The following is a 25,741-nucleotide window of genomic DNA, read 5'->3' as shown; positions in this document are numbered from 1 at the left end:
CCAGGTGACCATGCCCCTGTCATCGCAAGACCCGCAGGTGCTGCCGTCGGCGCCCCGCGCCGCCATCGATGCCGTGCGCCCGCGCGACGCGGTCGCCTCCGCCGGGACGCGCCTCGCTCCCATGCTGTGGCGGCTGCTGGCGGTCACGCTGCCGCCGCTGATCGCCGTGGCTCTGCTGCTGCTGATCTGGCAACTGCTCACCGGGGGGCCGGGCTCGACGATGCCGTCGCCGGCCCAGATCTGGAGCGAGTCGCGTGACCTCATCGTCGACCCGTTCTTCAACCACGGCACCCAGGACATCGGCCTCGGCCTGCGCGTGCTGGTCAGCCTGCAGCGCGTGGTGATCGGCTTCGGCCTGGCGGCCATCGTCGGCGTGCTGCTCGGCGCGCTGATCGGCCAGAGCGTCTGGGCCATGCGCGGCCTCGATCCGATCTTTCAGGTGCTACGGACGGTGCCGCCGCTGGCCTGGCTGCCGCTGTCGCTGGCGGCGTTCCGCGACGCCAGCCCCTCCGCCATCTTCGTGATCTTCATCACGGCGATCTGGCCGGTGATCATCAATACCGCCGTCGGTATCCGCAATATCCCCCAGGATTACCGCAACGTCGCCGCGGTGCTCAGGCTGAACTCGATCGAGTTCTTCTGGCGCATCATGGTTCCGTCCGCCGCGCCCTACATCTTCACGGGCCTGCGCATCGGCATCGGCCTGTCATGGCTCGCCATCGTCGCAGCCGAGATGCTCACCGGCGGCGTCGGTATCGGCTTCTTCATCTGGGACGCGTGGAACTCCTCGCGCCTCGCCGACATCATCGTGGCGCTGCTCTACATCGGTGTCGTCGGCTTCCTGCTCGACCGGCTGGTGGCGCTGATCGGCCGCCTGGCGACGCGCGGCACCGCCGCCTAACCCTTCCGCAAGGAGCCCACCATGTCCGGCGCATTCCTCAGGATCGAAGGCGTGGGCAAGACCTACGTCAACGGCAATACGGTCAGCCACGTGCTGTCCGACATCGATCTCGCCATCACGCAGGGCGAATACATTTCGATCATCGGCCATTCCGGCTGCGGCAAGTCCACCTTGCTCAACATCATCGGCGGCCTCACCCGGGCGACCACCGGTGCCGTCATCCTCGACCACAGCGAGGTCAACAGCCCGGGCCCGGACCGGGCCATCGTGTTCCAGAACCATTCGCTGCTGCCGTGGCTCACGGCCTACGAGAACGTCCGGCTCGCCGTCGACAAGGTGTCGGGCGGCAGCCGCAGCCGCGCCGAGCGGCACGCGTGGACCATGCACAATCTCGAGCTCGTGCACATGGCCCAGGCCAAGGACAAGCGTCCGGCCGAGGTGTCGGGCGGCATGAAGCAGCGCATCGGCATCGCCCGGGCGCTGGCCATGGAGCCCAAGGTGCTGCTGCTGGACGAGCCGTTCGGCGCGCTCGACGCGCTGACGCGGGCGCACCTGCAGGACCAGGTGATGCAGATCCATATGACGCTGCGCAACACGGTGATCATGATCACCCACGACGTGGACGAGGCGGTGCTGCTCTCCGACCGCATCGTCATGATGACCAACGGGCCGGCGGCCCAGATCGGCCAGCTGCTCACGGTGCCGCTGGCGCGCCCGCGCAACCGGCTGGAGGCGGCGAGCGATCCGATCTACCTCAACTGCCGCGAGGCCGTCCTGCGCTTCCTCTACGAGCGCCACCGCTACGTAGAGGCCGCTTAGAGGCCCTGGGCGCGGGCTGGACTCGCTCGCGCGCTGATCCGCGCGCCTTCCCGCTCGCGGCGGACGGCGCCTGGAGGCCTCCCGATCAGATGGAATCGTCTGGTCGAATCGAGATGCTTCAGCGTCTTCAATCTGGAGCGCCTCGCTCCGATCGGATGCGTCCACCCGATCGGAACGCCTTCCAGGGCGCGCTTGCAACCGATACGGGCAGCTCCCATCTGCTGGTGACTACGGCAGGAGGAAGTTCGATGAAGATCGTGCTCTTTCGTCTGGCCCTGATCGGCGCCGCCCTTGCAGCGGGCGGCGCGGTTGCCTTCGCAGCCAAGGTTGTGGGGAATGGATAGCTCGTCCCGCGACGAGCTTCCGCGTGTGCTGCCAAGGCCGCCCCTTCCGATCGGCGGAGCGGCGTCTCGCCGGGCGGTCCGAGTGGCCCGGCGGAGGTGCGTTGATCCTCGCCGGCATGTCCCGGTCAGATCGAATCATCTGAACGGGAAGACATGCTCCAAGCTATTGAACCTGGAGCGCGTCCGTCGGATCGGGTGCTTTCCACCCGATCCAGGCGCTTTCTAGAGACGGCCATGATCAGGGGGATTGTTCCCCCTGATCTGCCCGCTTCCGACTATTCCGCGGCAACCGTCAGGGGCGTTGCGCCGGCGTTGAAATAGTGCCGGTCCCAGTCGGCGACGGTGCCGATGGCTTCCATGGACTTCTCGAACTTGACGTAGCGGTCGTCCATGATCGCGCGCGGGTCGAAGCTTTCGTCGGCGATGATGCCGTGCACGCGGCGGCGCTGCATGCCCATGTTGCCGCCGTCGTAGATCGGCAGCACCGAGGCCTCGCGCAGGTATTTGCCGAACTTGTGCTCGGTGCTGAGGCTGTTGACGCCGACGATCTGCATGCACTTGTAGACGACGTCGAACATCGCTTCGGTGGTGTTGATCTTGCACATGGCGCCCACCAGCTCGGCATGCTGCTCGTGCTTGTCGAGATAGTCGGCCGCCCGCCAGCAGAAATAGCGCGCCGATTCGATCTTGGCGGCACAGTCGCCCAGGATGTAGCCGACGTTCTGGAAGCGGATGATCGGCGTCAGCGATCCGGCGGTGTTGGTCTTGGCCCACGCCAGAGCGTCCTCGTAGGCGGCGCGCGCCACACCAACCGCGGCGATGCCGGCTACCGGCCCGGACCAGGCGAAATTCCGGTTGATGACGAAATCGCCGTTGCCGACCGCGCCCGGCAGCAGGTTGTCGGCGGGAACGCGGGCGTTGTCGAACGTCACGGTGGCGTTGGAGCCGGTCCTGTGCCCCTCCTTGTTGATGAACTCGTAGGTGACGCCGGGCGTGCCGCGCTCGACCACGATGGCGGAGAGCCCCTTGGTGCCGCCGACCTCCGAGTCGGTCCGCACGATGACGGTCTGCGAGTTGGTGCCCTTGGCGTCCCAGCCGCCCGAGGAGGGCCATTTCTTGCTGCCGTTGATGATGAAGGAATCGCCGTCGCGCGTGGCGATCAGGCCGACGCCGGCGGGGCGCGGGAAGGGGCCGTCGAAGTTGGCGGTGCCGCTCGGGCTGCCGGGCGGCTCGCTGGCGGTCCAGCCGCTCAGATATTCGCCGGTCGGATCCGACGTCGCCGCGCCGATGAAGCGCTGCTTCTGTTCCTCCGTGCCGTACCAGGCGACCGGCATCAGGCCCAGCCCGTTGCACAGCACGGTGCAGGCAAAGCCCGGATCGACAGCGCAGATCTCCTCGGCGGCAATAGTGAAGTCGAGGCAGGACAGGCCGCCGCCGCCGTAGGCCGCGGGCAGCATGGCCATGGCGATGCCGCGCTTGTAGGCCTCGACGTAGGCGCCCTTCGTCCGCGCGTGGGCGTTGACCGGGTCCGGATCCCGGTCAGCCTCCGGGATCACCGGAGCCAGAACCTCGACGGCGAACTCGCGCGCCATCGCTTGGATCTTGCGCTGCTCTTGCGACATCGTGAAATCGATTGCCATGACAATCACCCCTTCAGGCTGGAGTTTGGATCCGGGCGAACGCGCGCAGTGCCGATCTTTCACGAAGATCAACCTGACCTATGCTTCACGGGTACTTTGCGGCGGGCGTGCCGTTCGCCTCGGATGCTGGAAACGCTACTTTTGACTGCCGTATATGTCAAAAGTGATTCTGAACAAGATATGAGCCGAATCTGCATGTACTTTGAGCGTTATGATCGCAAACGAGGCTGAATGCCGAGCATTGTGGTCATCGCCACGGCTCACTATAGTGATTTCGGCAACAGGTGCTCAGGGATCTGACGGTGCTCGGTAGCGGTGAACCCCAGCAGCGACTGCTTTCGCAGCTTCTGGAATTCAAATCTGGCCTTACGATCGACGAGCTGTCGCAGAACCTCGACCTCAGCCGGACGGCGGTGAAGCAGCAGCTGACCAGCCTGGAGCGTGACGGCTACGTGGCGCGCGGCAGTGCCCGAAAAACGCGCGGCCGTCCCGGCCAGGTCTACGTGCTGACCGACGCCGGCATCGACTTCTTCCCAAAGCGCTACTCCTGGTTCTCGCGCATCCTGCTGCAGAGCCTGCGCGCCCAGGTCGGCGACGGCGACCTGGCGCGCTACATGTTCGATCTCGGCGTCGACATGTCGGCCGCCGCCATCCCGCGCCTCAGCGGCAAGACGCGGCTCGAGCGCATCATCGAGATCGTCCGCATCATGAACGAGACCGGCTTCGCGGCGCGCGTGCTGCCCGAGAAGGGCGGGCTGCCGCGCATCGAGTGCAAGAACTGCGTCTATCACGACCTGGCGCGGGAAAGCCCCGAGGTCTGCTCGTTCGACATCGGCTTCATCAGCGGCCTCATGGGCGCGCCCGTGGAGCACGAGGAGTGCATGCAGCGCGGCGGCCAGGCCTGCCGCTTTCGTTTCGTCCCGCTGGCGTGAGAGCGCTTCGACGCGCTCCCCGCCGTCAGACCAGCGCCGTGCGGCGGGAGGTGGAGCCCGGCTTCCAGGTCTTCTCGAACGGCGTGCTGTCGACGTTCATGAGCGCGCGCGGCTCGAAGTCCGGATGGCGCATCACCTGCCAGATCTTGCGCATCTGCATGCCCATGTTGCCGGCGTCGTACAGCGGGAAGACGCTGGCTTCGCGCAGGTACCGCTCCATGGGATGGCGCTTGTCCAGCGCGTTGACGCCCATGACCTTCATCGCCGTGTAGACCGCATCGAACAGCGTCTCGCCGCAGAACACCTTGGCCATGGCGCCGATGGCGTGGCCCTCGTCGTCATGACGGTCGAGGTAGTGCGCCGCCTTCCAGGCGAAGGCGCGGCAGGCCTCGATCTTCATGGCGATGTCGGCGAGCGCGTAGCCCACCGCCTGATGCTCGATGATCGGCGTATCGCCGCCCGCGGTATAGGTCTTGGCCCAGTTCAGGACGAATTCGTAGGCCGACCGCGCCACGCCGACCGCGGCGATCGCGGCGACCGGTCCCGACCAGGTGAACGCCTTGGCGATGGCGAGGTCGCCGTAGCCCACGGCGAAGACGTTCTCGTCCGGCACGCGGCAGTCATCGAAGACGATGGCGTTGTTCTGGCAGATGCGATGGCCGAGCTTGGCGATCGGCGTCTCGTAGGACACGCCCGCCGTGCCCCTCGGCACGATGATCGCCGACAGCCCGCTCGAGCCGCCAGCCTGCGGATCGGTGCGCACGATGCAGACGTTGACGTTGGCCCCGCCGAGGTCCCAGCCGCCGGCGTTGCAGGGCCAGTACTTCTTGCCGTTGAGGATATACTCGCCGGTCTTGGAGTCGTGCGCGGCGGTCAGCGCGACACCCGTCGGCCATGACCCGGGGTGGTCGAAGTTGGCGGTGCCGCCCGGCGTTCCGGCCGGCTCGCTCACCGTCCAGGCGGCCAGATACTCGCCCCGCGGATCGCTCGTGGCCAGCGGCAGCCACTTCTGCTTCTGCGCTTCGGAGCCGAACCAGATGAGCGGCATGAGCGCCAAGCCGTTCACCAGGAGGATGGTCGCAAAGCCGGGGTCGACCGCGGTGATCTCCTCGCAGATCACCTGCAGATCGAGATTGCTCACCCCGCCGCCGCCATAACGCTTCGGCACGAAGCCCGTGGCGAAACCCAGCTTGTAGGCTTCGACATAGGCGCCCTTGACGGCGCGGAAGGCGGCCTGCGGGTCGTCCTGCTCGTCGGCGTCGCGGACCAGCGGCGCCAGGATGTCGTTGGCGAACTCCCGCGCGATCCGCTGGTAGCGCTTCTGGCTGGGAGTGAGTGAGAAGTCGATCGCCATCGCCGATCCGAAGCCGCGCCTGCGCCTCCTCCCGTGGACGCAAGCGGCATGCCAGGGCTGCCATGATTCGGCTGAGTTATGTGCCGAAAGTCGATGGCACGGCGGAGCCGGCCCGCGCCCCGGGGGCGCGGCTCCGGGGCGGTCAGGGCCGCATCGCCAGCACCACCCGGCCGATCGCCTTGCGATCGCGCACGAGCTGCATGCCCTCGCGGAACTGCTCGAGCGGCAGGGTGTGGGAGACGTGCGGGCGCAGCTTGCCCGAGGCGGCCAGCTCGCGCAGCGCCGCCTTGGTGCGCTCGCCCATGGCCGGATCGTACTTGGTCGACTCGCCGGCGCGTACGCCCAGGATGCTGGCGCCCTTGATCAGCACCAGATTGGTCTTGGCCACGCCGATGCCGCCGGTGAAGCCGATGATCAGCACCCGACAGCCGAAGGCCATGCAGCGCAGGCTCTGCTCGAAGATCTCGCCGCCGACGGGGTCGAAGATGACGTTGGCGCCCTTGCCGTCGGTGAGCCGCTTGACCTCGTCCTTGAAGGGGCCGGCGCCGTAGCGAATCGTGTGGTCGGCGCCGCAGCCCGCAACCACGTCGAGCTTCTCCTGGCTCGAGGCACAGGCGATCACCGTGGCCCCCAGCAGCTTGCCGATCTGCACCGCGGCGAGGCCGACGCCGCCGCCGGCGCCGTGCACCAGCAGCACCTCGCCCGGCTTGATGTGGGCCCGCTCGGTCAGCGCGTGGTGCGCGGTCTGGTAGGCGACGCGGAAGGTGGCGCCCTCGGTGAAGCTCAGCGCGTCCGGCAGGTGCTCGAGCACCTCCGGCCTGACCACCGCCTCGTCGGCGAAGGCGCCGGTCTTGCCGCCGATCATCACCCGGTCTGCGACCGCGTAGCCCGCCACGTCGGCCCCCACCTCGGTGACGACGCCGGCCGCCTCGAAGCCGAGGACGAACGGCAGCGGCGGCCTGTACTGGTACTCGCCGGTCAGCATCAGCAGGTCGGGGAAGTTGATGCCGGCCGCGTGGATGGCGACGCGCACCTGGTCGGGCCGCAACTCCGCTCGCGGCAGTTCCTCCAGCGCGACGCCGTCGGGCGTTCCCAGCGTACGGCAGATGACGGCGCGCGGCATGGTGTCCTCCTTGATTATGGTGATGACGATCGGCAATGCCCTTATGTCATGCTTCTCAAGTGGATGAATGGCCGGGTCAAGCCGGCTATGCCCGCGCGGGTGTCAAACGGCGCAGCGATGGGCGCCGGGGCACGCTCACCAGGAATTGGATGATCTTGAGGCTGGAGCGCCTTCTCAGCGATTGGCTTCCACCCGATCGCGAAGTGCTCCAGCGCGGCTCGGCTGCATCCGCCAGCGCTGCGCATCACGGCGATGATGCCAGTAGGCCGCAAAGCGCCCGCCCGCAGCGACGAGAGATTCCCGGGAGCCCGATTCGACGACGCGCCCCTCTTCGACGAACACGATCTGGTCGGCATGGGCGATCGTTTCCAACCGATGGGCCACGGCGAGGACGGTGCGATGGCTGAAGCGACTGAGTGCGGTCGCCACGGCGGCTTCGTTCAGGGTGTCCAACCCGCTCGTGGCTTCGTCGAGCAGCAGGATAGGGGCTTCCTTGAGGAGCGCGCGGGCGATGCTGACGCGCTGGCGTTCGCCGCCGGACAGAGCGCTTCCGCCTTCACCGACAGGTGCGTCCCAGCTTCCCAGGCGGGCGACGATCTCGTCGACACCGGCCGCCGATGCGGCGGCCCGCAGGTCCGCCTCGCTCGCCTGCGGCCGGGCGATGCGGATGTTCTCCGCGATGCCACCCTCGAACAGCTGCACGTTCTGGAAGACGACCGCGAGCTGCTCCATCAGCGTGTGGGGCCGATAGCTGCGCACGTCGTGGCCGCAGACCTCGACCTCGCCGGCATCGGCATCGAGCAGGCGGGCCACCAGCGACAGGATCGTGCTCTTTCCCGATCCCGAGGGTCCGACGATGGCCGTCATCGTGCCGGCCGGGACGATGAAGGACACGTCCTCGAGCACACGGCGGCCGTCGGGCGAGAAGCAGACGTTGCGGAACGCCACCGCCGCGGGCCCGGGCTGGGCATCTTGCTCCGGCTTCGCCTGTGTCGGCACGTCGAGCACGGCGAGCACGCGTCCGGCCGCCGCATTCGTTGATTCCAGCGCAGGCAGCAGCTCCGATAAGATGTTGAGCGGCTCCAGGAAGCGCAGCGCCACGACGATCAGCGCGACCGTGCGGGCAGCGTCCGCCATGCCCTGTGTGAACATCAGCGCCAGTATCGCCACCATCGCCAGCAGGGTGGCCTGCATGGCGAGCGAGAACGCCAGCGTTCCCGGCAGGGCGAACCAGAGGATGCGCAGGCCGTTGCGCCGCTGCGCCGCGATCGCTTCGCCCAGTGGTGTCCCGGACGCGCCGGTCCGTCCGGCGGCGCGCAGCACGAGCTGGGAGCGCGCAAATTCCTCCGTGCGGGCGGCCGCCTCGCCGGACGCGGCTGCGAAATCGGCCTCGGCCCGGCGCATCAGCCGCCCACCCCATAGCAGCGCACCGAGGAGCAGCGGGACCGAAGCGAGCGCCACCAAACCGAGCGGCCAGGCGACGAAGAGGAGGCCGATCGCGATCGCGGGCGGCAGCGCGACACAGATCGACGCCTGCGTTGCGAGATTGACGGTGCTGGCGAAGAGCTCGGGGACGGCGCCGGCGAGCGCGCGCTTCGCCTGGGCCTGCCGCTCCGCCCCGAACCAGCCGATCTGAACCGCCATGAGATGGTCGACGAGGCGCCGGTTCATCGAGCCCATCATCGTGAAGCCGAGATCAAAGGCCCGGATCACCAGGTGGCGCTCGAGCATCCAGCCCGCGGCGACGCTGGCAGCCAGCGCACCGAGCCAGGGCAGGGCGGCGCGCGGGGTCTGGGAGAACAGCTCGCCGAGCAGCGGCACGAGCAGCAGGGCCGAAACGGCACGCAAGGCCGCCGCCACCGCGGCGAGCAGCGCGAAGGACACGAGGCGCGGGCGCGCCTCGGTCGGCAGGAGGGCCGCCGCGATCATGCGCTCTTCCTTTCCCCGGCTTGCCAGAGGTCGCGGTAGAGACCGGGCCGGGCGAGCAACTCCTGATGGCGCCCGCTCTGGACGATGCGGCCCGCCTGCATCACGGCAATGCAGTCCGCATGGGTCACGGTATGGAGCCGGTGAGCCACCACGAGCACGGTACGCCGACCGACGACCGCACCGAGCGCCTGTTGCACGAGGTGCTCCGATTCGGGGTCCGCGAAGGCCGTGGCCTCGTCGAGGATCAGAACCGGCGGGTCGGCGAGCAGCACACGCGCAATGGAAAGGCGCTGCGCCTCGCCGCCGGAGAGGCGCACATCCTCGCCGACGATGCCGTCGTAGCCGTGCGGGGCGGCAACGATGCGCTCGTGGATCCGGGCTGCGCGCGCGGCCGCTTCGATCTCCGCCATCGTTGCGGCGGGTCGTGCCAGGGCGATGTTCTCGCGCAGCGTTGCCCTGATCAGGCGCACGTCCTGGAAGACGAAGCCCACGGCGCGCTGCAGCGCCTCCGGCTTCAGCAGGCGAATGTCGATCTCGGTCGCGCCGGACACGACGCGGATCGCACCGCCCGTGACGTCGTGGAAACGGCCGGGCAGTCCGGCAAGGGTCGACTTGCCGGCGCCGCTCGGGCCGACCAGGGCGGTCATGGTGCCGGGCTTCAGCACGAGGTCGACGTCCCGCAGCACCGGCTTGCCTGGCCGGTAGCCGAAGCTGGCGCCGTCGAAGCGCAGGCCCAGCGGTCCGGCCGGCAGCTCGTGCGCGGACCGGCTGCGGTCGAGCTCCGGCTCCTCCAGCAGCACGCCGATCCGCCGTGCGGCCTGCTTTGCCTCACGCAGCGGCACGAAGCCGTACATCACCGCCATGATCTGTGCACCGAAGGCCGTGCCGAGGAAGAGGAACGGCAGGAGATCGGCTGGCGCCATGCTGCCGGAGAGAACCCGCCAACTGCCGGCCGCCGTGATCAGCAGCAGGAAGGTGGGCGGCTGGATCGCGAGCTGCGAGGCGACCTTGCGCCCGGCCATCGGGCGCTGCCAACCGTTGAGGAAGGCGGCCTGTCCGTCCAGCACGGCACGCAGCGCACGCCCATCGCCGCCGAAGACCCGCACGACCGGCAGCGCCTCGACGAAGGCGCTCGCCGCGGCATTGGCACGCCTGGTCCAGTTGGCAAATTCGACCAGCTTGTCGGCTACGCCACGCATCATGAGGATGTACAGCGCAACGAAGGCGACGAGCGGCAGGAACAGCATCGCGGCGAGGGAGGCGTCGACCGTAAAGAGATAGAGGATGACGGCGAGCGGCGTGACGATGCCGGCGACGATGTCCGGCACGGCGTGCGTCACCATGTAGTGCAGCCGGCCGGTGTCCTCCTGCACCGCCTGGTGCACTGCCGCGGCGTTCCGATCGGTGAACCAGCCGAGGGGCAGCCGCCCGAGCTTGGCGACGATGGACAGCCTGAGCGCATGGCCGAACTGGGCATCGACGGCATGCAGCCCCAGCATCAGGCCAGCCGATAGCGTCGCCGCCGCGCCGTAGAGCGCCATGGCCCAGAGGACGAGCGGCGACAGCACCTCCCAGCGCCCTTCGCCGGAGAGCAGCCTGCGGCCGAGCTCCGCCATCAGAACCAGGGGGGCGAGCTGCATCAGCGAGATCAGCCCTTGCAGCGCGCCGGCGGCGCGTAGCTTCCAGCGCAACGAGCCGAGCAGTTCCTCGCCCCGCTGCGAGCGCCAGCGCGGGCGCGGCCCTGCCGGCGTCGAACCATTTGCCGCTGCGATCGGCACGGAGGCCGGCCGCGCAACCGGCTGGTCGCGCGTCTCCGTCGCCCCAGCCGAGGGCCCGGTCTCCCTGCGCAGCCGCATGGCCTTGCCGCGCAGCCAGTAGGCGGCATGCTTGATATCGCTCAGGGGAAAGCCGTGGACGCGGTTGAGCGTCGCCCTCAGCTCCTTGACGGCGGTGCCCTCTGCGGCGACCCAGGCATACCAGTTCGACCAGTCGCGGCTGGGGACGGCGGCGGCCAGGGCGCCCGTGCCGGGTCCCGTCCACAGAACCTCCGCGCCGGGGTGCTCCGTCACCGGGATCGCGGCATCCTCCGGCACATGGGCCTGGAGGATCACGACGACCGGCGCGTCCGCCGGCAGGACGCCCAGGATGGCGTTGATCGCCGGGATCGCCGCAGGGTCCCCCATCAGCAGATAGCCTTCCGGATCATCCGGCGGCTCGAACTTGTGGAACATGTAGTAGGAGGCGGCGATCGTATCGCCCGGCTTTGCCGCCGCCGCCCAGGCCGACGCCGGCCCCATCGGCTCATGCAGGACGAAGTCGAAGCTGACCTCACCGCTCGCGGCATCGGGCTCCACCAGCGTGTAACCGCGCTGATGGACCTTGCCCGGCTCCTTCGGATCGGGCGCCCACAGCCGGACATAGCTCGCCGTCGGCGTGTCGCGGCCATCGATCATCGTCGGTGCGGCGAAGCGGATGCGTCGGAAGCCGGGCGTGAGATCGGTGACCGACAGCACGGTCATGACGTGGTCGGTGGCCCCGAGGGCCGTCATCATCGTCTTTTGGAAGCCGCGCGCCATCAAGGTCTCCGATCACGGGAGCGTTGAACGCTCCGGGCGCCTGCGACGCGGTCCAAGCCCATCGGCGGATCGCGGACGGCGAGGACAGGCACCGAGGAGAGGGGTGAGCGCGTCGGGTCGGACGCGCCGCGCGGGCCCTGCGCTACCATGTCATCGACGCGCCGAGGCCAAGCACGCGGCCGCGGCCGACATAGAGGGCGGTCGCCCCCGGAGCATAGGTGAAGCCGTAGGAGACCGGGCGTTCATCCAGCAGATTGCGGCCGAAGGCATAGATCTTCATGCCGTCCTTTTCCCAGCCGATCTGGCTGTTGACGATGTGATAGGCCTCCAATTCGGCGCTGTTCTGCACGTCGGCGTAGCGAGCGCCGACGAACTGGTAGTCGGCGCGCGCCGCGATCTCCCCAGGCAGGCCGAGGGCGGCGGCGGTGACCCGGTACGACAGGGCGACATTGGCCGTGTACACCGGCACCTGGGGCACCTCGTTGCCCGCCTGGACGCCGCTCAGCAGGGACTCGGCGGTGACATCCACGATGCGCGACTTGATCCAGGCACCGCCGGCGGTGAGCTCGAGCCCGGCGGCGAGGCGCGCGCTCACGCTGCCCTCGATGCCGTAGCTGCGGTAAGCCTGATTGGTCAGGAAGGGCAGCAGCGTCAACGGATCGAAACCGGTCAGCTGGCCGTCCTTGACGTCGTTGTAGAACAGCGCGCCGCTCGCCCGTATGCCGGGGGCCAGCTCGGCTTTCGTGCCGATCTCGTAGGTCCAGGACTTGGCCGGCTGGAAGGGCGTCGACAGCACGCCGAAGCCGGCATAGGCGGTCGTCTTCTCGAAGCCGCCGGAGGCATAGCCTCGCGCCGCCGAGACGTAGCTCATCACCCTGTCGTTCCAATGGTAGGACAGGGCGAGGCGGCCTGTCAGATAGGGGTCGTCGAAGCTGTTGCGCTGCGCCAGCGCAGGCACGGTTCCCGGAAAGCCGTTGGAGACGTAGAGCCCGTTCAGCGTCTGCGAGTCCCGCGCGATGCGTAGGCCTCCCGACAGATCGAAGCCATGTCCGAGCGGCACCGTCGCATCGGCGAATGCAGCGATGGTCTCGCTCGTGATCTTGTTGTCGAAGGTGCCGTTCAGTGTGGGCGAATAGGCCGTGGACTGATCCCGGTGCGTTTCGAAATCAGATCGGAAATAGCTCGTTCCGATCACCCACTGAATCGGAGCGTTTTGGTGCGAATTCAATCGCACCTCCTGGAAGAAGATGCGCTCGCGATCCTCGTAGACGACCTTGTCGGCCAGCGGATTGGTGAAGAAGAACAGTGGCAGCCGCGTGGCCTGGCTGAACAGAAGCGAGTCGGTGAAGTCGCCGCGGTTGGCGAGCTTGATGTCCTGGTAGCTGCTCGTGGAGGTGATGATGAACGGGTCGAGGCGCTTGGTGATCTTGAGCGAGCCGCTGGCGATCTGCTGGCGATTGAACGGCTGGACGTCGGCGCCGCTGGCCGGGAAGTTCGGCGCCTCCGCCAACAGAAAGGCCGAATTGCTCCGTGTGTCGCGGTCGTAATTGCCGGTGACGTCGACCATCAGGGACTCGTCGGGCGTGTAGCGCAGGGCGACGCGCGCCGCCGCCAGCTGCGCGCCCCCTTCCACGCCTCCGATCACGACGTTGGGAATGTCTCCGTTATAGTTCTGGACGCGGACCGCCGCGCGGCCGGCCAGCTTGTCCTGGATCAGCCAGCCGCCCGCCGTGCCCTGGACGAAGCCGTAGCCGTTGGAGCCGGTTTCCGCATCGACCTTGAGCTCACGCGTGCCGTCGGGTGGCTTGCTGACGATGTTGATCGCGCCCGCGAAGGCGTTTCGGCCAAACGTGGTCCCCTGCGGGCCCCTCAGCACCTCGATGTGCGCGACGTCGAGAAACGGCGAGTCGATCGCCGAGAGCGTCGTCGGCACGCCGTCCACCGAGAGGCCGATCACGCTGTCGAGCGAGTTCAGGGCGGTGCCCAGCGTGCCCACGCCGCGCATGGTCATGTAGCTTTCGCCGAAGCGGCCAAAATTCATGAAATTGGTGCCGGGCGACTGGCGGGCGACATCGGCCATCGGGTCCAGTGACCATTGGGGCACATCCTCCGGCGTCAGCACGGTGGTGGCCATGGGCAGATTCGCGTCGGCCTGCGGCCGTTTCGTGCCGGTGATCGTGATCGTGTCGAGCTCGACGGTGTCCCCGGCCGCTTGTGCGATGGCCGTTCCGGCCAGGCCGAGATTGGCGCCGATGAGGCCTATGGCGGTTGCCGACGCGAGCCTCAACCGAGCAGCCTTGTTCATGATCGTTACCCCAGCTTTGCAAACTGGAGCGACCAATACAGGTGCAGTGCCTAAAGTCGCGACCTCGGGACGATCGAGTGCGCTCGAAAAACTTTCGCCAAACCAAATATCTATTTGAGCTTTTCTAAACTGCTTGCCGCGTGCTCGCGCTATGGGCCATTTCGGCCCTCGGCGAATGGCCGAAGTGCCGCCGGTAAGCTGCGCTGAAGGCGGATGGGCGGGCGAAGCCGACGCGGTGCGCCGCCTGCGCCACGGGCAGCCCGTGGTCCCGCAGGAGCACGCGCGCCATCATCAGCCGCTGGCCGCGGACATGGCCAAAGATCGTCGTGCCGAAGACCTTTTTGAAGTTGGCCTGCAGGGTGGTGACGTTGACGCCGACGCGGCGGGCCAGCTGCAGGCTGGTCGGCGTGTTGACGAGGTCGGAATCGAGAATGTCCCGCGCTTCCAGAACCCGCGCATACTGGCGGCGCCCGAGCTGCGCGATCATGCAGCGCTCCCGTTTCAGCACGTCGGCCACCTCGATCACATAGGCCAACGCATTGCTTTCGAGGAACAGCTGACCGAGCTGGCCGCTATAGGGATGCTCGAGGCATAGCCGCGCAATCTCCAGCAGCCGCGCCGACGGCGCGAGCGAGTCCATGCGGAACTCCCCGATCAGGAAGTCACGCAAGGTGGCGAGCCCATCGTCGGCGAGGTCATCGCCGAAGCGCTCGAAGAAGGCCGGCTTCAGGATGAAACCCGCCGTGCGGAAATGCTGTCCGGGCCTGATCGGGCTCCGGTATTGCACTTTCCTGCCGAAACCCATCACGCTGGCACGCTCGGGATGGCGCGTAACGCGTCCATAGCCGACGACGTCGGTTTCGACGGCATTGCCTGCCAGCATGATCCCGCAGAGCAGCGCCGGCTCCATGTCGACCGTGAGCTGCTGTTCGCAGACGTAGGTAATATCGCTCGCCGTCACCATCAGCCCGGGCTGCGCTTCGTGTGCGAGGACCCGACCGGTGTAGAGCGGTGTGTCGAAAGCTCCGGGGGCGACATTGATCGGCTCGACGCCCAGCGAGAACTCGGCGCCGAGGCGGACGAGATCAGAGGTGGTCATGCCGCTCGCGGGCACCAGATTCCGCATCGTCATAGCAGAGGCAAGCTTTCTTAGAATAAGTCTATTTTTATTTATTTATGCTTCGATCTTCATAAGAGATCGTCCAGCTTGCCTGGGATTGTCAATGCAGCCAATGGCAGGCGGGTAGCCTTGCACGCGATCCAAGCATTGACGTTGAGCTGGCCGACCCGGACTTGGCGGAGCGCAGATGGGCGGCGAGCCGAATCCATGGGTCCCTGCGGGGGCGTTGGCGGACCGATCCGCCAGCGCTCGCAAGGCCGGGCTTCGCCCACTCCCCGCAGAACGCCCGCCAGCGGCGACACGCAGCGAAAGCGGGCGCCCGACGTACCTATGGCTCAGCCGGCGGCGCGGCGGGCGTTTGCGCCGGCGCGGCTGCGCTCGATGGCGGCGCGGATGAGGGGCAGGCGGTCGTTGCCGAAATACATGTCGTCGCCGTTGACGAAGATGGTCGGCGAGCCGAAGCCGCCGCGCCGCATCACCTCGTCGGTGTTGATCTTGAGCTGCTCCTTGATGGCGGGCTCGGCGATGCCGGCGAAGAAGGCGTCGCGGTCGACGCCGACCTTGTCGAGCAGGGGCGCCAGCACCTCGTCCTTGGAGATGTCCTGGTCGCCGCCCCAGTAGGCCTCGAACACCGCGGTCGCGAAGGGCACGAGCTTGCCCTGCGGCTCCAGCCAGATGCAGCCGCGCATGGCCTTGACGCTGTTCACCGGGAAGATCGTCGGCGGCATCTTGATGGCGAGGCCGGCGTAGGCCGCCCAGTCCGCCAGGTCCTTCTTCATGTAGGCGGCCTTCTCGGGGACCGGCTTCTCCCGCGACGCGTAGACCGTCGGGTTGATGGTGTTGAAGATGCCGCCGACCAGGATCGGCCGCCAGGAGATCTCCTCGCCGAGCTCCGCGGCCAGCGGCTGGATGTTGTGGAAGGCGAGGTAGGTCCACGGGCTGGAGCAGTCGAAAAAGCACTCGATCACGGCGTCTCTCCCTATTGTGCTGTGCTGCTGGCCGGCGATGGCTGCCGCCGGGTTTGGGTCGTCGCTACTGGCTCGGCTGCGGGGCAACGCCGGCTTGCGTCTGCCCGAAAAGGACCTTCTTGGCGTCCTCCGACATGCCCTGCTGGCGCAGCTCCTTGCCGAGTGCCGTGCCGGCCTGGACGCCCGGGCGCGCCCGCACGGCGGCGAACCAGCGTGCCACATGGGGATAGTCGTCGAGCGAGATGCCCTGGGCCTTGTGGGTCATGATCCAGGGGAAGATGGCCATGTCGGCGATGGAATAGGCGCCCGCCACGCAATCGCCGGTCTGGCCGAGCTCACGGTCGAGCACGCCGTAGAGCCGGCGCGCCTCGTTGCCGTAGCGGGTGATGCCATAGTCGATCTTCTCCGGCGCGTAGAGCTTGAAGTGGCCGTGCTGGCCGAGCATGGGGCCCAGCCCGCCCATCTGCCACATCAGCCATTGCGTGACCTGGTAGCGGCCGCGCACGTCGGCGGGGATGAAGCGGCCGCTCTTCTCGGCGAGATAGAGCAGGATGGCGCCGCTCTCGAAGATGGCGAGCGGCGCGCCGCCGCCGAGCGGCTCATGGTCGACGATGGCCGGCATGCGCCCGTTGGGGCTGAGCGCCTGGAAGCCCGGCTCGAACTGCTCGCCCTTGCCGATGTTGACCGGCACCACGCGGTAGGGCAGGCCGCATTCCTCCAGCATGATGGAGATTTTCCAGCCGTTGGGCGTCGGCCAGTAGTGCAGATCGATCATCGCCGTGGTTCTCCTGCGGTACCGGCCGCTCGTCGCGCCGGCGCAGGAGGCGGCGGCGCGCGCTGGAGGCGTGGAGCTGTTACGCCGCCGGGTCGATGTAGCGGGGCGCCCGCTTCTCGAGGTTCGACTTCACGGCCTCGACCTGGTTGGCGCTGCCGATCAGCACCTGCTGCTCGGCCGCCTCCGCCGTCAGCCCGTCGACCGGCTGGGCGATGACGGCCGCGTTGAGGATGCGCTTGGAGGCGCGGATGGCGTCGGGGCTCTTGCTGGCGATCTCGCGCGCGGTCGTCATGGCGTCGCCGTAGGGCTCGGCTGTCACCCGGGTGGCGAAGCCCATGGCGAACGCCTCGTCGCCGGTGAAGACGCGGCCGGTGTAGGTCAGCTCGCGCACGATGTCCTCGCGCGCCAGGTGCCGCATCAGCTGGGTGCCGGCCATGTCCGGCACCAAGCCCCACTTGATCTCCATGACCGACATGCGCGTGTCCGGCGCGACGTAGCGGATGTCGGCGCCCAGCGCGAGCTGGAAGCCGCCGCCGAAGGCCACGCCATGCACGGCGGCGATCACCGGCACCGGCAGCTCGCGCCACACCCACACTGCGTACTGCGGCCGGTTGGCGGCGCCGTGGGTGCGGGCGATGAGATCCCGGGGCACGGCGTTGCCGGCGCTGCCCTCGGCCATGGTGGCGAAGTTGCCCATGTCGAGCCCGGCGCAGAAGGCGCGGCCTTCGCCTGACAGCACCACGACCCGCACCGAACGGTCCGCCTTGAGCTTCTCGCCGGCGTCCACCAGCGCGTCGAACATGCCGTGGTCGAGCGCGTTCATCTTGTCGGCGCGCGTCAGCTTCACGTCGGCCACGCCGTCGGTGATGGTGATCGAGATTCGTCCCTGCATCGCGTTGCCGTCCCTTGTCTCTGCTGTCCGGCATCGTGTGCCAAACAAGCATTCGATCGATTGTCGGCGAGGATGGTCAGCAGCGGGCCGCGGTTGTCAAGGCCGCTCAATCATTCCAGAGCCAGGCAGCGCCCCGCACGCCGGAGCTGTCGCCATGGGCGCTGCGGCGGATCGGGGTATCGAACACGTCCGAGAAGGTGTGGCGGCCGACGCGGGCCGGCAGCTCGGCGTAGAGCTCGTCGACGTTCGACAGGCCACCGCCGAGCACGATCACGTCCGGATCGAGGATGTTGACGACGTGAGCGATGCCGCGCGCCAGCCGGTCGAGGTAGACGGCGAAGCTCGCCGCCGCGGCCGCATCGCCCGCACGCATGGCCGCGATGACGTCGTGGCTCGCGAGCCCTGCGCTGCCGGTGCGCCGGGCATGGTCCTCGGCGAATCCCGGCCCGCTGAGAAAGGTCTCGATGCAGCCGCGCCGGCCGCAATAGCAGGCCGGCCCCGGGCGCTCGTCGTCCGTGGGCCAGGGCAGGGGATTGTGGCCCCATTCGCCGGCGATGCGCTGGCGGCCCGCGAGCGCCCGGCCGTCGATGGCGATGCCGGAGCCGACGCCGGTGCCGAGGATCACCGCCCAGACCACCGTTGCGCCGGCGCCGGCGCCGTCGACCGCTTCGGAGACGGCGAGGCAGTTGGCGTCGTTCTCGATGCGGACCGGGCGGCCGAGTGCCGCTTCCAGATCCTGCTGCAGAGGCCGGCCGATGAGCCAGGTGGAATTGGCGTTCTTGATCAGGCCGGTCGCCGGCGAGATGGCGCCGGGAATGCCGACGCCGACAGAGCCCGGCGCGCCGGCGTCACGCTCGATGGCCGCCACCAGCCGGGCGACGGCCGCGATCGAGCCGGCGTAGTCGTCGCGCGGCGTGGCGATGCGCTCGCGGGCGCGGATGTCGCCCGTTTCGCCGAGGGCGATCGCCTCGATCTTGGTGCCGCCGAAGTCGACGCCGATGCGCATCGCCCGCCCTCCGGCCGCCGTCAGCCGGCCTGGTGCACCAGGGCGATGAAGGCGGCGAACTTGGTCACGAAGCCTTCCAGGAACGCCTTGGTATCGGCGTTGGTGACGTCGTCGTTGTCGTCGATCAGGCCCGGCCGTGCGGAAAAGTAGACTTCCGGCTGCGGCAGCAGGTAGCCGCCGATGACCGGGACGATGGCCTTGAGGTGCTGCTGGGCCGCCGCGGTGCCGATGACGCCGGGGCTCGCGCCGATCACGGCCGTGGGCTTGCCGGTCCACGAGCTCTTGCCGTAGGGGCGCGAGCCCCAGTCGATGGCGTTCTTGAGCAGGGCCGGGATGGAGCGGTTGTACTCGGGCGTCGCGAACAGCACCGCGTCGGCCGCCTCGACCTCGGCCTTGAAGCGCTGCACGCTCGCTGGCGGATCCTGCCACAGGTCGTCGTCGTACATGGGCAGGGCGGCAATATCGATGAACTCGAAGGCGAGCTTGCCGGCTGCCAGCCTGGCGACGGCCTTGGCGAGCTTCCGGTTGACGGAAGCTGCTCGCTTGCTTCCCACGACGACCGCGACTTTGTGCATGATGATGCTCCGATCCGCTGCGGCGAGGCCGTAACGGCCGGCCGCGGACTCAGTACCGTCTGGGCGGAAGCGCTGTCCACACATCGCGTGTTGACAACCCGCGGCTGCCGCCGTTCTAGGTTCTCGCAAGTCAAGCCCGCCATCGAGACGGGGCATGCACGGGAGAGACACCAAATGACGCAACAGACGCTCGTGCCCGGCCAGGGCCATCCGTTCGTGGCGATGGATATCCGCAGCCTCATCCACTACCGGGCGCAGGCGACAGCCGAGCGGCCGTTCGTCATCTGGGAGCCGTTCGTGGGCGAGGGGCTGACCTGGACCTACAAGGCCTTCGCCGATCGCGCCGCGCGCTTCGCCGCCGGCCTTCATCGTCGTGGCGTCAAGCCGGGCGATCGCGTCCTGGTGCACCTGGACAATTGCCCGGAGGCGATCCTGTCGTGGCTCGGCTGCGCCTATGCCGGGGCGGTGGCCGTCACCACCAACGCCCGCTCCAGTGCCGAGGAGCTCACCTATTACGCCGGCCACAGCCGCGCCGTCGGCGCCATCACCCAGCCCAAGTTCGCCGAGCTGGTGGGTCGCGCTTGCCCCGGCCTCGGCTGGATCGCCGTGACCGACACCGACAACGGCGAGGATGCCGGCGCCAACCGGCCGCAGGCGGAGGCCCGCTTCGCCGGGATCGATGCCGACCCCGCCGAGCTTCCGGCCCGGCCGCACGACCCCCTGGCGCCGTTCTCGATCCAGTTCACCTCGGGCACCACGTCGCGGCCCAAGGCGGTGCTGTGGACCCACGCCAACGCGCTCTGGGGCGCCAAGGTCAACGCCACGCATGAGGATCTGCGCACCGAGGACGTGCACATGGTCACCATGCCGCTGTTCCACACCAACGCGCAGGCCTATTCCGTGCTCGCGGCCCTGTGGGCGGGCGCCGCCTGCGTGGTGCAGCCGCGCTTCTCCGCCTCGCGCTTCTGGCCGGTGTCGCTCAAGCACGGCTGCACCTGGGCCTCGTTGATCCCGTTCGCCTGCAAGGCGCTGATGGCCCATGAGGTGCCGGCCCAGCACAGCTACCGGCTGTGGGGCAACGGCGTCTGCGAGCCGCCGTGGGACGAGCACTTCCGCGTCAAGACCATCGGCTGGTGGGGCATGACCGAGACGATCACCCACGGCACCATCGGCGAGGTGAGGGGCTTCAACCGCTCGATGTCCATGGGCCGCTGTGCGCCCGAATATCAGGTCAAGATCGTCGATCCGAACGGCGCCGAGCTCGGCCCGGGCGAGACCGGCGACCTCCTGATCCGCGGCATTCCCGGGCTGTCGCTGTTCGCCGAATACGCCGACAACGAGACGGCGACCCGCGATGCCTTCACCGAGGATGGCTATTTCATCACCGGCGACCGGGTGAGCCTGGCTGAGGACGGCTTCTTCGTCTTCGCCGACCGGTCCAAGGACATGCTCAAGGTCGGCGGCGAGAACGTCGCCGCCTCCGAGATCGAGCGCGTGATCATGACCGTGCCCGGCATCAACGAGGTGGCGGTGGTGGCCAAGAAGCACCCGATGCTGGACGAGGTGCCGGTGGCTTTCGTGCTGCCGCTGGCCGACGTGGCTGTCGCACCGGACCTCGCCGACACGATCCTGGCTGCTTGCCGGGCCCAGCTCGCCGACTTCAAGGTGCCGCACGAGGTGCGCATCGTCGGCGAGCTGCCCCGCTCGACGCTGGAGAAGATCGCCAAGGCGGAGCTGCGCAAGCTGCTGGTCTGACGCGGCCGCGCGCAAGACGCGAGAGGCCGCCCACTGCCCGGCGCCCGACTGAGCCGGGTCAAACGGCCTGAACGCTGCGAGATTCGGACAATAGTTCCGGGAATGCGGGCGTGGCCCGATCCGGTACGGTGACGTGGAATTGCCTATTTCCGGGGCCGTCGTGGCGCATTATTGGCGCCGGATGTCCGAGCCATCGACGCCGCTGTGCCCGGAATTGCTTTGAGCTTCGTCGTTCAGGCTGTATCAGCCCGCTCGGTACTGCCGCTCGTCTCGACGGCGGTACCGGGCGATCTGGCGAGGAGGCTTGTCTTGCACAGCATGAACCGGCGAACGCTCCTGGGCGCGCTGACGGCGTTCGGGTTTTCGGCCTATCCTGTGGCGGCCATGGCGAAGCCAGCGAGCCTGAGCGGCACGGTCTTCTATCGCGAGCGGATGGCGCTGCCGCCAGGCGCCGTGGTCGAGGTCACGCTCGAGGACGTGTCGCGCGCTGATGCGCCTGCCGGCATCATCGCGCGCGCGTCGATCGCGCCGACCGGGCAGGTGCCCATCCCCTACACCCTGCAATTCGACGATGCCGCGCTCCGGCCGGGCCACAGCTACGCGCTCAGGGCGCGCATCCTGGTGAACGGCATGCTCGTGTTCACCTCGACGACGCGCCATCCGGTGTTCGCCGGCGGCGCCAATCGGACCGATATCCTCGTGCAGCGGGTGAAGACGCGGGTACGGCCGGGCAGTCGCGCTCAGGCGCATCCGGCCGGGCGCTGGCTCGCCGAGGACATCCGCGGCGGCGGCGTCATCGACCGGCTGCAGACCGTGCTGGAGATCGCCGCGGACGGCCGCGTCTCCGGCACCGGCGGCTGCAACCGCATGAGCGGCCGCGCCACGATCGCGGCCGACAAGATCACCTTCGGGCACCTCGCCAGCACCAACATGGCCTGCACGCCGGCGGCCATGAATCAGGAGAGCAAGTTCTTCGCCGCGCTCGGGGACGTCCGCGCCTGGCGGATCGACCCGACGCGGCGCAAGCTCGTCCTCCTCGATGCCGACGGCCGGCCGATCGTGGTGCTCGCGCGCATGTGAGCGACGGCGGCGCGGGGGGTGCCGCACCGCCTGGAGTATTTCGCCAGTGGATGAGCATCATCCAATGGCGGAGATATGCTCCATCTTTTTGAAACTGGAGCGCTTCTCTTGCGATTGGGTGAGCCCACCCGATCGCGAATCGCTCTAGCGGCCGCCGCTGGTGGAGTTCTGGCAGCGCGCGTCGGCGAGCTTGTACTCCATCGGGTCGCACGGCGAGTAATCCGACGAGCAGATGCGCTCGCACTGCTGGGAGGTGCCGCGCTGCGAATAGGTGTCCGCCTGGCGCTGCTGGGACCAGCTGGCGGGGCGGGCGTAGGCCGGCCCGGCGGCGGCGCCCAGCAGGGCGAGGGCGGCGGAAAGCGCGAGCATACGGTGCATGATCATCCTCCTGGTCGAGACCTGCCGTTCATATGGGGCATCGACGCGTCAATGCGATGATGGCGCCCGTCGGCCGGGTGTTCGCCGGTCGGTCGCTCGTCCGGCCGCAGGCGCCTTGCTCCGGCTCAGCCACCGTTCGCTTCCTTGCAGCGGCCGTCGGCGAGCTTGTACACCAGCGGGTCGCATGGCGAATAGTCCGACGCGCAGCTGCGCACGCACATGGCTCGCGGTCCAAGGGCGGTGGCGTCGCGCTTGGCATAGGTCTTGATGGATCCGGGCTCCGGCGCGGCGCGGGCGAAGGCGGGCACCAGAGCGCCGAACAGCGAAGCCGCGACGACAAGCATGATGGCGTAGCGCATGGGAAAGCCTCCTGATGAGCCGCCGCCTTTCCGTCGCGGCGTTATTCTGATGATCCCGCGCGGTCGCCGATTATTCCCCGCCGCTTGCCGCCCCCGCCTGCCTGCCGCTATAAGAGCCGCGTCGCGCAACTGGCGAGTGAGATGGGGCACCATCGGGGAGCGCGACGTCGCGTCCGTCCGGGACGGGCGCGAGGCACGCCGTTCGCCTGGGCAACCGGTCGATGGACCGGTCCATCCTTTGCAAAGGAGGACGCCCCATGGACGCGTACCGCCAGCAGCTCGCATCCTTCGACCCCGATATTGCCGAGGCCATCGCCGGCGAGGAGCGCCGTCAGCTCGACGGCGTCGAAATGATTCCGTCCGAGAACTATACCTACCCCGAGGTGCTGGCCACGCTCGGCTCGGTGCTCACCAACAAGTACTCCGAGGGCTATCCGGGGCGTCGCTACTACGGCGGCCAGGAGTTCACCGACCGCGTCGAGATCCTCGCGCGCGAGCGGGCCTGCCAGCTGTTCCGGGCCGAGCACGCCAACGTGCAGCCTCTGTCCGGCTCGCCGATGAACCAGGCGGTGTATTTCGCCTTCCTCAAGCCGGGCGATACGGTGCTCGCCATGGACCTCTCCCACGGCGGCCATCTCACCCACGGGGCGCCCGTGTCGCACATGGGCAAGGTGTTCAACTTCGTCCGCTACAAGACGGCGCCGCACCAGGGCGGCGCCATCGACTTCGAGGAGCTCAGCAAAGTCGCCCGCGAGACACGGCCGCAGCTGGTGCTGTGCGGCTATTCCTCCTACCCGCGGGACTACGACTACGCCTCGTTCAAGCGGGTCGCCGACGAGGTGGGGGCGCTCACCATGGCTGATATCTCCCACATCGGCGGGCTGGTCGCCGCCGACGTCATGCGCAATCCACTCGACGCCGGCTTCGACGTGGTGACGACGACGACGCACAAGTCCCTGCGCGGGCCGCGCGGCGGCCTGATCCTGAGCAAGGCGGCGCACGCCAAGGCGATCGACGCCGCCGTCTTCCCCGGCCTGCAGGGCGGCCCGCACATGAACGTGATCGCCGGCGCGGCGGTGACCTTCAAGAAGGCACAGGAGGCGGATTTCCGCCGCTATGCGCAGGCGACGCTCGACAACGCCAAGGCGCTGGCCGCCGCGCTGATGGCGGAGGGCGCCAAGCTGGTGACCGACGGCACGGACAATCACCTCATGGTCGTCGACACGGTGGCGAGCTTCGGGCTCGACGGGCGGGCTGCCGAGGAAGCCCTGGACCGCATCGGCATCACCACCAACAAGCAGATCATCCCCGACGATCCGCGCCCGCCGCTGCGGCCGAGCGGCATCCGGTTCGGCACGCCGGCGTGCACGACGCGCGGCATGGACACGGACGCCATGCGGCGGATCGCGGCCTGGATCGTGCGCACCCTGCGCGCCCCCGACGACCGGGACGGTATCGCGGCGATCCGCGCGGAGGTCGAGGCCCTGTGCCGGAGCCATCCGGTGCCGGGCGTTTCAACCTGAGCAGCCACCTTCGCTGACGGCGCAGGGGGCTCCACTGTCTAGAGCATGATCCCAAGAAGTGGACGCCGGTTCTTGGAAAAGATCATGCTGAGAGAACGGCATAGAGCGGGATGATGATTCGAAGAAAAATCATCCCGCTCTAGTGTGGCGAATCCGAAATTCGCACCACCTCGGGGCAGCGCTGGGAGCGAATTTCGGATTCCTAAGCCACACTAGCAACTCTATGATTCTAGTGTGGTTTAATGGATCTGAAGTTCCTGAACATTGATGCCATGTGGGGAGCAGGAACTTCAGATCCACCACACTAGCGGCACGGAGTGCACATGACGGAGAGATCGGGATCTCTGGGCCCCCTGGCCCTGGTTGCCGCGGCGCTGACGGCGGGATCCGCCGCGGCGCAGGCGCAAGCGCCCGGCCCCCTGCGCACCTTCAAGGACTGGGTGATCGGCTGCGACAACCTGCGCGCCTGCACCGCGCTGGGCCTCGTGGCCGACCAGGGCGCGGACGGCTTCATCAAGGTCGAGCGCGGCGCCGCCGCGGCGGCCGAGGCCGCGGTGCGCTTCACCGTCCGGATCGAGGATGTCGAGCCCAAGGACGCGTTGCTGACGGTGGCCGTGGAGGGGCAGGCCGCCCCGGCGGTCGACCGCAAGCCGGCCCAACTGGAGGACGGCCAGGCGTCTCTGACGCTGACGGGCCCCGCGGCACAAGCCTTCATCGAGGCGATCCGCCCGGCCCGGGCCGTCACCCTGACGCTCGTCGACGGCCCGAAGGTGGTGCAGAGCGCCAAGGTGTCCCTGGCCGGTGCGGCCGCCGCCCTGCTGTTCATGGACGACCAGCAGAAGCGCATCGGCACCGTGACGGCGCTGGCCGACCGCGGCCCGGCGCCGGCCTCGGCCGTGCCGGCACCGCCGGAGATGCCCGCCCTGGCGGCGGTGAAGATGGCCGAGATCGACAAGCCGGGCCGGCGCCCGGCGGGCGTGCCGAAGCCCACGGACAAGGGCTGTCCCGGTGACGACCTGGTGTTCAAGCTGTCGGCCACCGAGACCCTGTGGGGCACCTGCGCCTTCGCCGGGGCCTACAACTGGGGCTACAGCTTCTGGCGTGTCGGGGCCGGTGCGCCCGTCGCCGTCAAGTTCGCGCTCCCTGGCGCCGATCCGCACGACGACGCCGGCGTGCTGGTGAACCCGGCGCTCAGCGAGGACGGGCTGGCCATCACCACGCTCAGCAAGGGGCGTGGCATCGGCGATTGCGGCCTGATCGCCGATTGGGCCTGGGACGGCACCACCTTCCGGCCGGTGCGCGTCGTCCAGATGCAGGCCTGCGGCGGTGTGCCGTCCGACGACTGGCCGGTGCTGTTGCGGGTGAGGACGGAGCCGAGAGGATGACC

21 protein-coding genes and 1 riboswitch are annotated in these 25,741 nt (G+C 68.4%); of the genes, 7 read left to right on the top strand and 14 right to left on the bottom strand.

Features of this window, described 5'->3' with window-relative positions; translation table 11 throughout:
- Window positions 1-10: 10 nt before the first annotated feature.
- Both ntrB and ACZ5PO_RS39355 read left to right on the top strand, forming a co-directional pair.
- Complete coding sequence (gene ntrB, locus ACZ5PO_RS39360) at window positions 11-901, top strand: nitrate ABC transporter permease (protein ID WP_464197232.1); 891 nt, start codon at window positions 11-13, stop codon at window positions 899-901.
- A 21-nt stretch (window positions 902-922) separates the two neighbouring features.
- On the top strand, window positions 923-1,720 hold the full coding sequence (locus ACZ5PO_RS39355; protein ID WP_464188853.1) for an ABC transporter ATP-binding protein: 798 nt from the start codon (window positions 923-925) through the stop codon (window positions 1,718-1,720).
- Between the two features lie 619 nt (window positions 1,721-2,339).
- Here the strand turns inward: ACZ5PO_RS39355 and ACZ5PO_RS39350 are convergent.
- On the bottom strand, window positions 2,340-3,704 hold the full coding sequence (locus tag ACZ5PO_RS39350) for an acyl-CoA dehydrogenase family protein (protein ID WP_464188851.1): 1,365 nt from the start codon (window positions 3,702-3,704) through the stop codon (window positions 2,340-2,342).
- 302 nt (window positions 3,705-4,006) lie between these two features.
- On the opposite strand from ACZ5PO_RS39350, the gene ACZ5PO_RS39345 reads away from it, so the two are divergent.
- A complete protein-coding gene (locus ACZ5PO_RS39345; RefSeq protein ID WP_464188849.1) occupies window positions 4,007-4,636 on the top strand; it encodes a helix-turn-helix transcriptional regulator in 630 nt (209 codons plus the stop codon).
- 25 nt (window positions 4,637-4,661) lie between these two features.
- On the opposite strand, the gene ACZ5PO_RS39340 is transcribed toward ACZ5PO_RS39345, so the two are convergent.
- The 11 genes from ACZ5PO_RS39340 to ACZ5PO_RS39290 form a co-directional block, all read right to left on the bottom strand.
- Window positions 4,662-5,990 (bottom strand): acyl-CoA dehydrogenase family protein, encoded by a 1,329-nt coding sequence (locus ACZ5PO_RS39340; RefSeq protein WP_464188847.1) that lies wholly within the window; start codon window positions 5,988-5,990, stop codon window positions 4,662-4,664.
- A 142-nt stretch (window positions 5,991-6,132) separates the two neighbouring features.
- The gene (locus ACZ5PO_RS39335; RefSeq protein WP_464188845.1) at window positions 6,133-7,113 is read right to left on the bottom strand and encodes an NADPH:quinone oxidoreductase family protein; all 981 of its coding nucleotides are present in this window, start codon (window positions 7,111-7,113) and stop codon (window positions 6,133-6,135) included.
- Window positions 7,114-7,287: 174 nt separating this feature from the next.
- On the bottom strand, window positions 7,288-9,042 hold the full coding sequence (locus ACZ5PO_RS39330; RefSeq protein ID WP_464188843.1) for an ABC transporter ATP-binding protein: 1,755 nt from the start codon (window positions 9,040-9,042) through the stop codon (window positions 7,288-7,290).
- The gene (locus ACZ5PO_RS39325) at window positions 9,039-11,618 is read right to left on the bottom strand and encodes an ABC transporter ATP-binding protein/permease (protein ID WP_464188841.1); all 2,580 of its coding nucleotides are present in this window, start codon (window positions 11,616-11,618) and stop codon (window positions 9,039-9,041) included. Before ACZ5PO_RS39325 ends, ACZ5PO_RS39330 begins: the two co-directional genes overlap by 4 nt.
- Before the next feature lie 142 nt (window positions 11,619-11,760).
- A complete protein-coding gene (locus ACZ5PO_RS39320; RefSeq protein WP_464188838.1) occupies window positions 11,761-13,923 on the bottom strand; it encodes a TonB-dependent receptor in 2,163 nt (720 codons plus the stop codon).
- Window positions 13,924-14,047: 124 nt separating this feature from the next.
- Window positions 14,048-15,022: a helix-turn-helix transcriptional regulator gene (locus ACZ5PO_RS39315; RefSeq protein ID WP_464188836.1), complete on the bottom strand. Its 975-nt coding sequence runs from the start codon at window positions 15,020-15,022 to the stop codon at window positions 14,048-14,050.
- A 356-nt stretch (window positions 15,023-15,378) separates the two neighbouring features.
- Window positions 15,379-16,011, bottom strand: coding sequence for a DsbA family protein (locus tag ACZ5PO_RS39310; RefSeq protein WP_464188834.1), 633 nt, complete (start codon window positions 16,009-16,011; stop codon window positions 15,379-15,381).
- A gap of 64 nt (window positions 16,012-16,075) precedes the next feature.
- Complete coding sequence (locus ACZ5PO_RS39305; RefSeq protein ID WP_464188832.1) at window positions 16,076-16,786, bottom strand: glutathione S-transferase family protein; 711 nt, start codon at window positions 16,784-16,786, stop codon at window positions 16,076-16,078.
- 79 nt (window positions 16,787-16,865) lie between these two features.
- The gene (locus ACZ5PO_RS39300; RefSeq protein ID WP_464188830.1) at window positions 16,866-17,678 is read right to left on the bottom strand and encodes a crotonase/enoyl-CoA hydratase family protein; all 813 of its coding nucleotides are present in this window, start codon (window positions 17,676-17,678) and stop codon (window positions 16,866-16,868) included.
- A gap of 106 nt (window positions 17,679-17,784) precedes the next feature.
- On the bottom strand, window positions 17,785-18,684 hold the full coding sequence (locus ACZ5PO_RS39295; protein ID WP_464188828.1) for an ROK family protein: 900 nt from the start codon (window positions 18,682-18,684) through the stop codon (window positions 17,785-17,787).
- A 20-nt stretch (window positions 18,685-18,704) separates the two neighbouring features.
- Window positions 18,705-19,259, bottom strand: a complete 555-nt coding sequence (locus ACZ5PO_RS39290) for an NADPH-dependent FMN reductase (protein ID WP_464188826.1) — start codon at window positions 19,257-19,259, stop codon at window positions 18,705-18,707.
- 174 nt (window positions 19,260-19,433) lie between these two features.
- Between ACZ5PO_RS39290 and ACZ5PO_RS39285 the strand changes: the two genes are divergently transcribed.
- Both ACZ5PO_RS39285 and ACZ5PO_RS39280 read left to right on the top strand, forming a co-directional pair.
- On the top strand, window positions 19,434-21,014 hold the full coding sequence (locus ACZ5PO_RS39285; RefSeq protein WP_464188824.1) for an AMP-binding protein: 1,581 nt from the start codon (window positions 19,434-19,436) through the stop codon (window positions 21,012-21,014).
- A 318-nt stretch (window positions 21,015-21,332) separates the two neighbouring features.
- Complete coding sequence (locus tag ACZ5PO_RS39280) at window positions 21,333-22,094, top strand: YbaY family lipoprotein (protein WP_464197230.1); 762 nt, start codon at window positions 21,333-21,335, stop codon at window positions 22,092-22,094.
- Window positions 22,095-22,238: 144 nt separating this feature from the next.
- Here the strand turns inward: ACZ5PO_RS39280 and ACZ5PO_RS39275 are convergent, their stop codons facing one another.
- Together ACZ5PO_RS39275 and ACZ5PO_RS39270 are read right to left on the bottom strand one after the other, a co-directional pair.
- On the bottom strand, window positions 22,239-22,472 hold the full coding sequence (locus ACZ5PO_RS39275) for a hypothetical protein (protein ID WP_464188822.1): 234 nt from the start codon (window positions 22,470-22,472) through the stop codon (window positions 22,239-22,241).
- A gap of 125 nt (window positions 22,473-22,597) precedes the next feature.
- On the bottom strand, window positions 22,598-22,831 hold the full coding sequence (locus ACZ5PO_RS39270; protein ID WP_464188819.1) for a hypothetical protein: 234 nt from the start codon (window positions 22,829-22,831) through the stop codon (window positions 22,598-22,600).
- 115 nt (window positions 22,832-22,946) lie between these two features.
- A riboswitch (ZMP/ZTP riboswitch) is annotated at window positions 22,947-23,050 on the top strand.
- A gap of 38 nt (window positions 23,051-23,088) precedes the next feature.
- Between ACZ5PO_RS39270 and ACZ5PO_RS39265 the strand changes: the two genes are divergently transcribed.
- Window positions 23,089-24,354 (top strand): serine hydroxymethyltransferase, encoded by a 1,266-nt coding sequence (locus tag ACZ5PO_RS39265; protein WP_464188817.1) that lies wholly within the window; start codon window positions 23,089-23,091, stop codon window positions 24,352-24,354.
- Between the two features lie 323 nt (window positions 24,355-24,677).
- The gene (locus tag ACZ5PO_RS39260) at window positions 24,678-25,739 is read left to right on the top strand and encodes a DUF1176 domain-containing protein (protein WP_464188815.1); all 1,062 of its coding nucleotides are present in this window, start codon (window positions 24,678-24,680) and stop codon (window positions 25,737-25,739) included.
- Window positions 25,740-25,741: the final 2 nt, after the last annotated feature.

The organism is Chelatococcus sp. KU-N122, assembly GCF_055391085.1.
Note: the sequence above shows the minus strand (reverse complement) of the source record. Positions and strands in the feature narration are given on the sequence as shown.